10 protein-coding genes and 1 pseudogene are annotated in these 12,653 nt (G+C 73.0%); 3 read left to right on the top strand and 8 right to left on the bottom strand.

Annotated features, from left to right (window positions below):
* The first annotated feature begins 8 nt into the window (after positions 1–8).
* The 3 genes from AB0F68_RS05675 (at position 9) to AB0F68_RS05665 (ending at position 3,415) form a co-directional block, all read left to right on the top strand.
* Entirely contained in the window at positions 9–1,895 is a 1,887-nt protein-coding gene (locus AB0F68_RS05675) for a hypothetical protein (RefSeq protein WP_357333180.1), read from the top strand.
* Positions 1,896–1,982: 87 nt separating this feature from the next.
* The gene (locus AB0F68_RS05670) at positions 1,983–2,396 is read left to right on the top strand and encodes a hypothetical protein (RefSeq protein WP_357333179.1); all 414 of its coding nucleotides are present in this window, start codon (positions 1,983–1,985) and stop codon (positions 2,394–2,396) included.
* Between the two features lie 38 nt (positions 2,397–2,434).
* Positions 2,435–3,415 carry a DUF2804 domain-containing protein gene (locus AB0F68_RS05665; protein ID WP_357333178.1) on the top strand — a complete coding sequence of 327 codons (981 nt, stop codon included), beginning with the start codon at positions 2,435–2,437 and terminating at the stop codon, positions 3,413–3,415.
* A 49-nt stretch (positions 3,416–3,464) separates the two neighbouring features.
* Here AB0F68_RS05665 and AB0F68_RS05660 read toward each other — a convergent pair whose 3' ends face one another.
* From AB0F68_RS05660 to AB0F68_RS05625, 8 genes and pseudogenes are all read right to left on the bottom strand, one after another.
* Positions 3,465–4,844 carry a glycosyl hydrolase family 18 protein gene (locus AB0F68_RS05660; RefSeq protein WP_357333177.1) on the bottom strand — a complete coding sequence of 460 codons (1,380 nt, stop codon included), beginning with the start codon at positions 4,842–4,844 and terminating at the stop codon, positions 3,465–3,467.
* A gap of 159 nt (positions 4,845–5,003) precedes the next feature.
* Positions 5,004–7,382 (bottom strand): annotated as a pseudogene (locus AB0F68_RS05655) (discoidin domain-containing protein).
* Between the two features lie 92 nt (positions 7,383–7,474).
* The gene (locus AB0F68_RS05650; RefSeq protein WP_357333176.1) at positions 7,475–8,566 is read right to left on the bottom strand and encodes an L-dopachrome tautomerase-related protein; all 1,092 of its coding nucleotides are present in this window, start codon (positions 8,564–8,566) and stop codon (positions 7,475–7,477) included.
* A gap of 82 nt (positions 8,567–8,648) precedes the next feature.
* Positions 8,649–9,314: a 4'-phosphopantetheinyl transferase superfamily protein gene (locus tag AB0F68_RS05645; RefSeq protein ID WP_357333175.1), complete on the bottom strand. Its 666-nt coding sequence runs from the start codon at positions 9,312–9,314 to the stop codon at positions 8,649–8,651.
* A complete protein-coding gene (locus tag AB0F68_RS05640; protein ID WP_357333174.1) occupies positions 9,311–10,144 on the bottom strand; it encodes a metallophosphoesterase in 834 nt (277 codons plus the stop codon). The genes AB0F68_RS05645 and AB0F68_RS05640 overlap by 4 nt, the downstream gene beginning before the upstream one ends.
* A gap of 76 nt (positions 10,145–10,220) precedes the next feature.
* The gene (pip, locus tag AB0F68_RS05635) at positions 10,221–11,177 is read right to left on the bottom strand and encodes a prolyl aminopeptidase (protein ID WP_357333173.1); all 957 of its coding nucleotides are present in this window, start codon (positions 11,175–11,177) and stop codon (positions 10,221–10,223) included.
* Positions 11,178–11,220: 43 nt separating this feature from the next.
* Positions 11,221–11,595 (bottom strand): hypothetical protein, encoded by a 375-nt coding sequence (locus AB0F68_RS05630; RefSeq protein WP_357333172.1) that lies wholly within the window; start codon positions 11,593–11,595, stop codon positions 11,221–11,223.
* Between the two features lie 79 nt (positions 11,596–11,674).
* Positions 11,675–12,544 (bottom strand): alpha/beta hydrolase, encoded by an 870-nt coding sequence (locus AB0F68_RS05625; RefSeq protein ID WP_357333171.1) that lies wholly within the window; start codon positions 12,542–12,544, stop codon positions 11,675–11,677.
* Between the last annotated feature and the right edge of the window lie 109 nt (positions 12,545–12,653).

Below are 12,653 nucleotides of genomic sequence, written 5' to 3'. Positions count from 1 at the left end.
GCTCCGCGATGGACGACCCGCCGATCGACCTGACCCGGCTGGCCTTCGGCCGCGACGACGCCGAGTCCGACATCGCCAGCGGCCTGCTCCGGCAGGGTTTCCTGCCGACCGCCGCGTACGAGGCCGCCCTGCACGGGCGCAAGAGCCTGGTCATCGGCCGCAAGGGAGCCGGCAAGAGCGCCATCTGCCGGTTGCTCGACGGCGGCCCGGACGGCGGCGTGGTGACCAGCCTGATCACCCCGGACGACGCGACCGGCGAGGAGCTGCGCCGATTCGAGCTGCAGGGGCTGAACCCGGAGACGGCCAAGTCCCTGGTCTGGCGGTACGTCTTCGCCGTGCAGGTCAGCCGGCACCTGGTCGGGCACGCCCGGCAGCAGCACCGGCGCCGGCTGCGCCGCGCGCCCGCGAACGTCCGCCGGCTTCGGCGCTTCCTCCGCCGGCACCACGAGAGCGGCGACCAGCGGCTCTACGACCGGGTGCTGTCCGGCATGGGCCGGCTGCGTGCCTCGTCGATCGCGGTCGGGGCGCTGGGCGTCAACGGCTCGGTCGAGGTGCAGGCGTCCGAGGGGGCGCGGGCCGCGCGGCAGCTCGACGTGCTGGAGGAGGTGATCGGGCGGGCCATCGCCGAACTGGACTGCCCGGCCGACCACCCGGCCCTGCTGCTCGCCGTCGACCAGGTGGAGCAGATCTGGTCCAACGACCCGGCCTCCGACGCCATGGTGGTCGGGCTGCTGCTGGCCAGCAAGCAAGTCCGCAGCCTGTTCGGTGGCACGGTCCGCTGCACGCTTTTCCTGCGCAGCGACATCTACGACTCGCTCCAGTTCACCGAGAGCGACAAGTTCCGCGGCGAGGAGGAGCGCATCGACTGGACCCCGGAACTGCTCGGCGAGGTGCTGCTGCGGCGCGCCTCGGCGTCGCTGGGCCGCCCCGTGCCGGCCGATGAGCTGTGGGGACGGGTGCTGCCGGAGGAAGTCGACGGGGAGCCGATCCTGGACTACCTGACCTCGCGGACGTTGCTGCGCCCGCGCGACGTCATCCAGTTCGTCACGCTGTGCCGGGACACGGCGCTGCGAAACAGCCACCCCACGATCTGGACGACGGACGTCCGGGAGGCGGCCCGCGACTTCTCCCGCTGGAAGCTTCAGGACCTCGGCAACGAATACCTCGTCAGCTATCCCTTCCTGACCCGGCTCTACGCGCTGTTCCAGAACACCGGCTACCTGGTCACCCGCAAGGCGCTGCGGGCCCGCTTCGCCGAGGTGCGCGACAGCCTGGTCGAGCAGTTCCCCGAGTACGCGCACGTGCTGGACGCCGACACGGTGATCGACATTCTGTTCGGCCTCGGCTTCCTGGGCGTGCGGCGCGGCGGCGACACGGTCTACGGCGGCACCCGGCGGGAGGTGCTGGAGCCGCACGAGAACGAGTTCCACGTCCACCCGTGCTTCCGGGCCGGGCTCAACGCCCAGGCACCGGTGAACCTGGGCCACTTCGTGCCGCCGCAGCGCACCCGGTCGGTCACCGGAAACGTGGGCTACCAGCTCGGCGTCATCGGCAACGTGGTCGGCGCCCGGCCGAGCCGCGAGATCGCGGTGATCCGCGAGGTCCGGCTCGCGTACCAGCGGGTCCGGGCGGCGCTGGGCGCGGCGGAGCTGCCGGAGAGCGCCCGTCGGGAGATCTCCGAGCGGTTGTCCGACATCGAGTACGCGGCTACGCCGTCCAACGTCGCCCGGGCGATCGGGACCGCCAACGAGGTCGCCGACTTCTTCGAGCAGATCGCCCGTACCCTCGCCGACAACGGGCTGGCCGACAGCACGACCGGCGCCGCCCTGGTGCGCACCCTGCGGGACGAGGCGACCCGGGTGCGCCGCGCGGTGTCCCGCTCCAGCGACACCTGACGCCGATCGTCCTGCTCCCGGCATATTCGGGGCCGATCCGGGGTAGAAGAACGTCTCTGCACTTCCGACCGCAGGAAGGAGGCGGTCATGGCGTCCCCCAACGGACCGGACGGTCGACGGACGGCCACCTGCGCGCCGACCGGCGTCCCACCCATGTACGTGCGTTACCTGCGCGAGCGGCTGCTGGAGGCCGAGGCGGGCCTGACCGCGATGACCGAGAGGTACGAGCGGACCAAGGCCGGGTTCGACCGCTGCTACGCCCGCCGGGGCATCACCCCCGACAGCGACATCGTCGGCTACATCAACGCCAAGGCCATGAACCCGCAGCTGAAGTTCTGGTACGCCAAGGTGGAGCACTTCCAGCGCGAGCTGGCCGCCTACGGCGCCGCGCTGACCGGGCTGGCGGCGGCCGACCGGCTGCTGGCCACGGACAGCCCGCGCGTGCCCGCGGACCGGCAGCGGGCCCGCACCGGCCGGCCGAACATGAGCCGGGTCGGCTGACGGGGCACGCGCCGCGCCCCAGCCGGTAGCCTGCCGCGATGACGCACGAGCGGGAGATCACCGAGCCGGTCGACCTGTGCCGGCCGGACGGGCGGTTGAACCCGGCGGCGGTGGGCTGGAGCCGCCGGCCGCTGCACCGGGCGAACCTGCGCGGCTGGGGCCGGGCGAAGCGCTGGGAGCACTGGGGCATCGTCACCCCGACGCACATCGTCGGCCTGGTCGCCTCGTCGCTGGACTACGCCGGCGTGCACAGCGTCTACCTGCTCGACCGCCGCACCGGTGTCGACCGGACCACCGAGGCGGTGGTCCCGTTCGCCCGCGGCGCAGTGCTCCCGCCGGTCAGTGGCGCGGGCGCGGTGCGGGCCCGCGGCGGCGGCCTGGTCGTCCAGGTCGACCAGCATCCCGACGGCAGCACCATCCGGGCCACCGCGCCCGGCGTCGAGGTCGACCTGGTGGCGCCGCTGCGGCCCGGGCACGAGTCGCTTGGCGTGGTGGTGCCGTGGAGCACCCGCCGGTTCCAGTACACGGTGAAGGACGTCGGCCGACCGGTGCGCGGCACGCTGCGGGTGGACGGCACGGCGTACCCGGTGGACACGGGGGAGTCGTTCGCGGTGCTCGACCACGGTCGCGGCAAATGGCGGTACGCGGTGCGCTGGAACTGGGCGGCCGGCAGCGGACCGGGCCGGGCCGTCCAGCTCGGTGGCAAGTGGACCGACGGTACGGGTTCGACCGAGAACGCGGTCTTCGTCGACGGGCGGCTGCACAAGATCGGCGCCGACCTGGCCTGGAGCTACCACCGCGCCGACTGGCTGCGGCCGTGGCGGATCACCGGTGACCGGGTGGACGTGGAGTTCCACCCGTTCCACGAGCGCGTGGCGCGCACCAATCTCGGCGTGCTGGCCGGCGAGACCCACCAGTGCTTCGGGCACTTCACCGGGTGGGCCGCCACCGACGACGGCGAGCGGGTCGACCTCGACGGCCTGGTCGGCTGGGCTGAGGAGGCCCGCAACCGCTGGTGACGGCGGAGCCCCGCCGCGCCCGGCCGGCGCGGCGGGGCTCCGCTGGCGGTCAGGCCGGCAGTCGCCAGACCTGGTTGGCGCCGCCGAAGCAGTCCCAGATCTGCAGCCGGGTGCCGTTGGCGGAGCTGTTGTCGGTGGCGTCCAGGCACTTGTTCGACTGCGGGTTGCGCAGCGTGCCGTTGGACTGGGCCTGCCAGACCTGGGCGCCGGTGCCGTTGCAGTCCCAGAGCTGCACCTTCGCCCCGTTGGCGGTGGAGCCGCTGGTCACGTCGGCGCACTTGCCGAGCGCCCGGAGGGTGCCGTCGCCGGCCACGGTCCAGCTCTGCGCGGCGGTGCCGTTGCAGGTGTAGAGCTGGATCGCGGTGCCGTTGGCGGTGCTGGCGGCGGCGACGTCGACGCACTTGCCGCCGATGCCGGTGATCGGGCCGGTACGCCCGCTCGGCGGCGGCGTGCCGCCGCCCATGACGGTGTCGTAGATCGCGCTGACCAGCGAGGTCGCGCCGGTGGTGTCCTGGGACAGCTCCCAGTTCATCATCCCGCCGGCGTTGGCCAGCGCCCACTGGGTCTTGCGCTTGACGGTCGGTACGCCGTTGTAGCACTGCTGCACGCCGCTGACCGTCGTGCAGTCGCGGTTGGCGTTGGCCGGGTCCATGCCGACCAGCGCGGCATAGGTGTAGTAGCCGGGCCGGCTGTAGAAGGGCACGCCGAGCACAGCCTTGGCGGCGGGCAGGCCGCGCGACTTCCACAGGTTGACGCTGTTGATCGACCAGTCATAGTTGGCGTGCGGGCTGCCGCCGTCGTACGCCATGATGTTGAGCCAGTCGACGGAGCCGAAGACCGCCGGCGGCACGCCGTCGACGTAGTAGCCCTCGGAGACCACGGCGGCGGTGAGCAGCTTGCCGCGGCTGTGCAGAGCGCTGCCGAGCTGCTGCATCAGCAGGGTGTAGTTGTTGGCCGAGGCACCCGGGTCGGGATACTCCCAGTCGATGTCGACGCCGTCGAGGTTGTACTGGTTGACGAAGTTGACCACGTTGGTGACGAACGCGCCGCGGGCGCCGGAGTTGGCGGCGAGCGCCTCGAACGCGGAGTCGTCGCCGTCGTTCCAGCCGCCGATCGCGATCGACACCTTGACGTTGTTGGCGTGTCCGAGCGACACCAGCGAGGACAGCTTGCTGGGGTTCTCCACCGGGCGCAGGCTGCCGTCGTTGTTGGGCAGTGCGAACGCGTAGTTGATGTGGGTGAGCTTGCCGTACTGGATGCTGTTGACGCTGCCGCTCCAGGACGGCATGTAGCCCACGCTCTTGAAGTTGTTGGGCAGGACGACGGCCTCGGCGGCGGTCGGGGTGAGGGCGAGCGTCGCGGTGGCGGTGGCCAGCGCGAGCAGGCCGGCGGCCAGGGAGGAACGGCGGCGGTGGTGCGGTGCGGACATCGAGGGCCTTCCCGTTGCAGGGGGCGCCGTGCCGCCCGACCGCGCTGGTCAGGGGCCAGCGCCGGTCGGGCGTACGGGTCGGACAGGGGACGGTCTTCCTCGAGGTAGGCCAAATATTAAAGAGCATTAACTAAGCCGTCAACGATGTCTTTCGATGGTTCAGCCGGAGTAGACCTCCAGTTGGGCGAGCTGGCCGGCCGGCCAGCCGGTGTTGCCGGTGAAGCGGACCTGCACGTATCGGGCCGGGGCGGCGGCGAAGGCCAGCGCCACCTGGTTGCCGGTCGCCGGGTCGAACACCCGGCCGGCGGAGGCGACCAGGGTGATCCAGCTTCCGCCGTCGGTGCTGCCCAGCACCGAGAGGGTCTGGGTCCGCGCCGACCAGGCCGTGGACGGCGGCAGCCGGAGCACCACCCGCCCGACCGGGTTGGCCGCGCCGAGGTCCACCTGGACCCACTGGGGGAAGGCGTTGTTGGCGCTCTCCCAGTAGGTGTCGGGGTTGCCGTCGACCACGTTCCCGCTGCCGTAGCTCTGGGTGTGGCTGCTCTCGGTGGTCGGCCGGCCCCGGGCCAGGTCGGTCTGCGCCGCCGGGTCGGTGGTCACCGTGACCGCGTTCGAGGGCGCCGAGACGGCGCCCGTGGTGTCCCGGGCGACGACCGTGAAGGTGTACGTGGTGGCGGGGCTGAGCCCGGTGACGGTGGCCGAGGTGCCGGTGACCGAGGCGACCGTGCCGCCGCCCTGGCGTACCCGGTAGCCGGCGATCCCGTCGGCGTTGGTGGCCGCGGTCCAGGCCAGCGACACGCTGGTGGCGGTCCGCCCGGTCACCGTCAGGCTGCCCGGAGCGGTCGGCGGGGCACTCGTGGCGGTGCCCGCGTACACCTCGACCTGGGCGAGTTGGGCGGCCGGCCAGGCGGTGTTGCCGGCGACGGTGACCCGGACGTGGCGGGCCGTGGTGGTCGGCACGGCGACGGTGGCGGTGTTGCCGGACGCCGGGTCGAACCGGACGGCGGCCGGCGCCGCCAGGGTGGTGAAGGTGCTGCCGTCGGTGCTGCCCTGCACCGACAGCGTCTGGGTCCGCGCCTCCCAGCCCGGAGGTACGGCGAGCACGACGCGGGCCACCGGCTGGGCGGCGCCGAGGTCGACCTGCCACCACTGCGGGAAGGCGTTGTTGCCCGACTCCCAGTAGCTGCCCCGGTCGGCGTCGACGGCGTTGCCCGCGACGAACGGCCCGTTCTGGCTGCTCGCCGACGCCGGCCGGCCGGCGGCCAGGTTGCCGCCGGGCGGCTGCCCGCTCCCGGCGACCGGTGGGGTCGGCCGCACCGCGGTCAGCGCCAGTTGGCCCTTGAGCATCCGGCCGCCGTCGGCGGTGATCCGCAGGTAGTAGTCGGCCGAGCAGAGGGTGCCGTCCTCGTCGAGTGCCCGGATGCCCACGCCGGCCGGGGTGGTCGCCGCCGTCTCGCTGGTCTTGGCGATCTGGTTGCCCTCGTTGAACTCGTCGAACATCGAGACGTAGAGGCCCTGCGCGCCGAGCCGCACCATGTTGTAGAGGTGCCGCCAGTAGAAGTCGCCGTGCCGGCGGTGGCCGGCGGAGAGGTCGCCGGGCATCACGCAGGGCTGGTAGTCGATGCCGTGGGCCACGCAGTCGGCCAGGTCGGGGACGTTGACGTTGTTGTAGAACCAGTCCAGCCCGTCGAGGGTGCCGGTGCGCCCGACCATCCACGGCGAGAGCATGTGGAAGGCGTGGTAGACGTCGGCGAAGCCGGGCCGGGAGTCGTTGATGCCCTGCCGCCAGTAGGTGGGTACCCCGCCGATGACGTAGCAGCCCTGCGCCCGGAGTCACTGCACGACGTCCAGGCAGGCCGCCGGGGTGAACGGGCGGCCGTCGTCGTTGAACCCGAACCCCCAGACGCAGACCACCGGCCGGCCGTTCTGCCGGGCGTACGCCGGTGAGCCGGTGTGCGCCGACATCCGGGTCGTCCAGTCCTCCTTGAGCTGCGACTGCATGGCGGTCCAGCCGGTGACGTCGTACATGACGTAGAACTTGCGGCCGAAGCGCTCGGCGGCGGAGCGGACCTTCACGGCCATCGCGTCGCGGGTCGGCCCCTCGTCGCCGAACGGGTTGAACCGTTGCAGCGCGGCGGTGTCGCAGCCGTACTCCTGCATCCAGCGGAAGTGGGTGTCCACGGTCTGCTGGTCGTAGGAGGAGAAGAGCGTGGCCGGCTGGCCGTTGCCCAGGTTCGGGTAGGCGGTGGGGTAGCCGCGGGCGTACTCCCGCATGTCGGGCCAGGACACGATCGTGGTGTTGGTCGGGGAGGGGGACTGGAACCGGTCCCGGCTCCAGTGCCACCAGCCGCCGATCGGCGCGCCGTCACCGGGGCAGCTGAACCAGCCCTGGTAGCCGACGGAGACCTTGCCGACCACGTCGCCGGGGGGACTGGCCGCCGCGGCGGCCCGGGTGAGGGTGGGGACCAGGTCGGGGAGCGCGGCGAGGGCGGACCCCGCCGCCACGGACCGGATCAGGGTACGGCGGGTGAGCGCCATGAGGACCGCTCCTTCGGGGAAGGAAGAAATTGACGGTCATCATGGCAGTGTCGGACGTCCGATCGCAATACTTAAACAAATCAATGAAAAAGTCAGCGCAGCCGGACCGGGCCGGCGTCGATGCGGGTGCGGAACAGGGCGTACGGCTTGCGCCGCAGGTCCCGGCCGCCCTGGTACTTCGCCTGCCGGTGCAGCTGGTTGGCGGTGACGTAGAGGTGACCGTCGGCGGCGACGGACATCGTGTCGGGCCAGAGCAGCCGCGGGTCGTGCAGCACGGTCTCGAACTCGCCGTCCGCCCGGCGGCGCAGTACGGCGTTGTGCTCGTAGGAGGTCAGGTAGAACGCCCCGGAGTCGTCGGTCTCCAGGCCGTCGGAGCCGCCGCCCTTGTCGCCCTCGTCCACCACCGTGGCCGCGACCTGCTCCTCGCTCAGCGTCCGGTCGGCGAGGGCCTCGGTCGCCACGCTGTACCAGCGGCGGGAGGCGAGCGGGCAGTAGAAGAGCCGGGCGCCGTCGGCGGAGATGGCGATGCCGTCCGAGCCCCTGGCCACCGGCTTCGGCGGGCCGTCGGGCGGGCGCTCCAGGAACGGCCGGCCCTCCACCACCGGCCGGAAGGAGCCCAGCGGCTCGGGCCTGGTGGACGGGTGGTCGTGCAGCCGCCGCCACGACGCGCCGGTGGCCAGGTCCGCCACGACGATGCCGTTCGACCCGGAGTCGGTGATGTAGGCGATGCCGCCGTCACCGCGGCGCAGGTCGAAGCGGACGTCGTTGAGGTAGGTGGTGGGCAGCGCCACGTCGGCCGGGAAGGTGATCACCTGACCGACCGTGTCGCTGTCCAGGTCGACCCGGACCAGCTTCGGCCCGCCCGGCTGGGTCGGCCGGGACATCGGGCTGCCGGTGTCCAGGACCCAGAGCCGGTCGGCCGGGTCGACCACGACGCTCTGCACCGAGACGAAGGCGTTCGGGTCGTCGTCCCCGGACGGGCTGTTCCAGGCCTCGTCCGGGAAGGGCGCCTCCCGGCCGTCGCGCAGCTCGACGACGGTGGCCGACACGTCGTCCCCCCACTTGGGGAAGTTCACGAAGACCCGGCCGGTGTGCGACACGCTCACCCCGGTCGGCATCGGCCCGGTGAAGGTGTGCACGAGTTCGAGGTCGCCGACCGGCTCGTCGCCCATGGGCCCGTTCATCCGCTGCTCCTGACCGTGAGGCCAGCGTCGTTCCCGGCTCCGCCGGTCGCAAACGTCGGCCCGGGCGCGGCGCGGAGCGGCTTCAGGGCTGCCGGGGTACGGCCACGGCCGTGACCACCAGCCCGTCGGCGACCAGCCAGCGGCCGTGCAGCGTGGCCAGCGGCGGGCCGCCGTCGGCGCGGGTGGCGTCGACCAGCACCCGGGCCGTGAAGCTCCCCGCGGCCGGGTCGACCGCCAGTTCGGCGTCCTCGAAGCCGAGCCAGCGCCCGGTCAGCGGGTACCACGCCTTGTAGACCGACTCCTTGGCGCTGAACAGCAGCCGGTCCCAGTGCACCGCCGGGTGGGCGGCGCGCAGCCGGGCCAGCGACTCCGGCTCGCCGGCCGTGGTGACCACCTTGGTCACGCCGTCCGGCAGCGGCTCGTGCGGTTCGGCGTCGATGCCGAGCCCGGCCAGCGCGGTGTCCCGGGCGACCGCCGCGGCCCGGTAGCCGGCGCAGTGGGTGATGCTGCCGACCACGCCCGCCGGCCAGAGCGGCTCCCGCCTCGGGCCGGGGCGGATGGGCGCCGGGGCGTACCCGAGGCGGGCGAGGGCCTCCCGGGCGCAGCGGCGGGCCGTGACGAACTCGCGCCGGCGGGCCTCCACGGCGCGGGCGAGCAGGTCCTCCTCGCCCGGGTACGGGGCCTCGCCGGGGATGTCGGAGAACGCCTCGACGGGGACCGCCGCCGGGGGGAGCAGGGCCTCGATCACCCGGCGCCGCCGAGGATGCGCCGCATCGGCCGTGGCTCGCCGCCCCGCCGGCCCCACTCGCGCGGGTAGCCCAGCGACACCTCCTCGAAGCGCACCCCGTCGTAGTGGGTGGTGCGGGGGATGTGCAGGTGCCCGTAGACCGCCACCGTGGCGCGGTGCCGCAGGTGCCAGTCGGCCGTGCGGTCGGTGCCGCACCACTGGGCGAACTCGGGATACCAGAGCACGTCGGTGGGCTGGCGGACCAGTGGCCAGTGGTTGACCAGCACGGTGGGCAGCGCCGGGTCGACGGCGGCCAACCGTCGCTCGGTCTCGGCGATCCGCGCCCAGCACCAGGACTCCCGGTCGGGATGCGGGTCGGGGTGCAGCAGCATCTCGTCGGTGCACACCACCCCCGCCGCGTACGCGGCCCGCAGCGACTCCTCCTTCGAGTTCGTGCCGGGGGCGCGGAACGAGTAGTCGTAGAGCAGGAACAGCGGCGCCACGGTGACCGGCCCGCCCTCGCCGTGCCACACCGGATAGTCGTCCTCAGGGGTGAGCACGCCCAGGTCGCGGCACATCCCGACCAGCGCGTCGTAGCGGGCCCGGCCGCGCAGGGTCACCGGGTCGCCCGGGTGGGTCCACAGCTCGTGGTTGCCGGGCACCCAGACCACCCGGGCGAACCGGTCGCGGAGCTGCCGCAGCGTCCGCTCGATGTCCGCGAACAGCTCGCCGACGTCGCCGGCCACGATCAGCCAGTCGTCCGCCGACTCCGGCCGCAGGCCGTCCACGACCGTGCGGTTCTCGGCGTACGACACGTGGAGGTCACTGACCGCGAACAGCACACCCGTCACCCGGCCGATCTTGCCAGCGCCGCCCCCGGATGGACAGCCGCGACCTGAGCGCTGTCGGAGGTCCGACGCGGAACCGTCAGGTGAGCAGGTCGGCGAAGTGGTCGGTGGCGCGGAGCAGTTCGCGGGCGATGCCCGGCTCGGCGGCCGAGTGGCCGGCGTCGGGCACGATGCGCAACTCGGCCTCGGGCCAGCGCCGGGCCAGGTCGTACGCGGACACCGGCGGGCAGCACAGGTCGTAGCGGCCGTTGATGATGACGGCGGGCAGGTGGCGGATCCGGTCCACACCGTCGAGCAGTTGCGTCTCGGTGAGGAAGCCGCCGTTCACGGCGTAGTGGGAGAGGATCCGGGCAATCGGCAGGGCCTGCTCCTCGGCCGTGAAGTGGGCGAGCACCCCGGGGTCGGGGCGCACCGACGAGTTGACCGCCTCCCAGCGCCCCCAGGTCACCGCGCAGGCCCGGGCCTCGGCCTCGTCGGGCCCGTGCAGCCGCCGGTGGTACGCCGCCAGCACGTCGTCCCGCTCGGCGGCGGGGATCGGGGCGACGAAGCGGTCCCACTCGTCCGGCTGGAGGTGGCGCAGGCCGCCCTGGTAGAACCAGTCCCGCTCGCTGCGCCGCAGCAGCAGCACCCCACGCAGGATCAGCCCGGTGACCCGGTCCGGGTGGGTCTGGGCGTACGCCAGGCCGAGGGTCACCCCCCACGACCCGCCGAACAGCAACCAGGAGTCGATCCCGAGCCGCTCGCGGATCGTCTCCAGGTCGGCCACCAGGTGCCAGGTGGTGTTGGCCCGCAGCTCACCGAACGGGGTGCTGCGCCCCGCGCCGCGCTGGTCGAACAGCACGGCGCGGTAGCGCCGCGGGTCGAAGAACCGCCGCGCCGCCGGCACCAGGCCGCCGCCGGGCCCGCCGTGCAGGAAGACCACGGGTACGCCGTCGGGCCGGCCCACCTCCTCCACGTGGAGTTGGTGGCCGTCGCCGACGGCGATCCGGTGGGTGGCGTACGGCTCGACGGGCGGGTACAGGCGTGGCTCGGTCATGCCGGACCATCCTGCCCGCTCGCGGCGGGTCGTGCGGGGACGGTCAGCAGGCGATGCTGCTGCCGAGGTTGTCCAGCAGGGCGTCGGCGGCCCAGCCGGACACCCCGGTCGTGGTGTCCTTCAGGTAGGTCCAGGTGTAGGTGGTGTGCCCGTTCGCGCTGACCTTGTCGCCGTTGGTGTAGCAGTGGAAGTCGACGCTGTGGCTGAGCTGGCCGTAGCCGAGCGAGCCGCAGGTGGTGTGCGGGCCGGAGCGGATGTTGACGTTGCTGGCGTTGAAGAGCGTGCCGAACTTCGTGTCGATGTTGGAGTGGGAGTGGCTGCAGGTCGCGCTCGCCGGGCCCGCCGCGCTCACCAGCGCGACACCGGTGCAGCCGACCGTCAGTGTGACCGCCGCCGCGATCGAGGAAGCCTTGCGCATGTCGATCAACCCCCGAAACTCGAACCACCCGTGCAGTGATCAGAATATTGACATCTTTCGACATGCTCGGGCAAGGGTGTCACCGGGCCAGCAGCGCGCGCAGTTCCTTCACCACCTCGGCCGGGGCCTCCTCGGCCATGAAGTGCCCGTACGACACCGGCACGTGCCGCAGGTCCGGCGCCCAGGCCCGCCAGCGCGCCGCCGCGTCGAAGCCGAGCACGGCGCCCCAGTCCTGCTGGAGCACGGTCACCGGCATCCGCAGCACGGCGCCCGCCGCCCGGTCCGCCTCGTCGTGCGCCAGGTCGATGCCGGCCGAGGCCCGGTAGTCCGCCACGATCGAGGGGACCGCCGCCCGGCAGGCCCGCAGGTACGCGGCCCGCACCTCGGCGGGAATCGCGTCCGGGTCGCCGGCCCAGAGGTCGAGGAAGTGCCCGAAGAACTCGTCGGGCGCGGCGCCGATCAGCCGCTCGGGCAGGCCCGGCGGCTGGGCCATCAGGTAGAGGTGGAAGCCGACCGCGGCGCTGACCCCGTGCATCACCTCCCAGGTGTCGAGCGTGGGCAGCACGTCCAGCGCGGCCAGGTGGGTGACCGTCTCCGGGTGGTCCAGCCCGGCGCGGATCGCCACCAGGGCGCCCCGGTCGTGCCCGGCCAGGGCGAACCGCTCGTGCCCCAGCGCCCGGGCCAGCGCCACCACGTCGGCGGCCATGGTCCGCTTGGCGTACGCCGTGCCGTCGGTGTCGGCGGGCTTGTCGCTGTCGCCGTAGCCGCGCAGGTCGGGGCAGATCACCGTGTGGTCGGCGGCGAGGTCCGCGGCGACGTGCCGCCACATCAGGTGGGTCTGCGGGAAGCCGTGCAGCAGCACGACGGGACTGCCGCTGCCGCCCACCGCGGCGTGCAGGGCGACCCCGTCGGCGACGGTGACGCGGCGCTGCTCGAATCCGTTGATCATGGGAGGTCCTCTCCGGGTGCGATCGGGTACCCGTCGAGCCTGCCCGGGGCCGGTCAGTGGCCGATCAGCATCGGATGAGTGCCCTGGCCGGGCCGCCGGTGGGCGCGCC

Source organism: Micromonospora sp. NPDC023966 (genome assembly GCF_040639095.1).
Classification (GTDB): domain Bacteria; phylum Actinomycetota; class Actinomycetes; order Mycobacteriales; family Micromonosporaceae; genus Micromonospora.
Note: the sequence above shows the minus strand (reverse complement) of the source record. Positions and strands in the feature narration are given on the sequence as shown.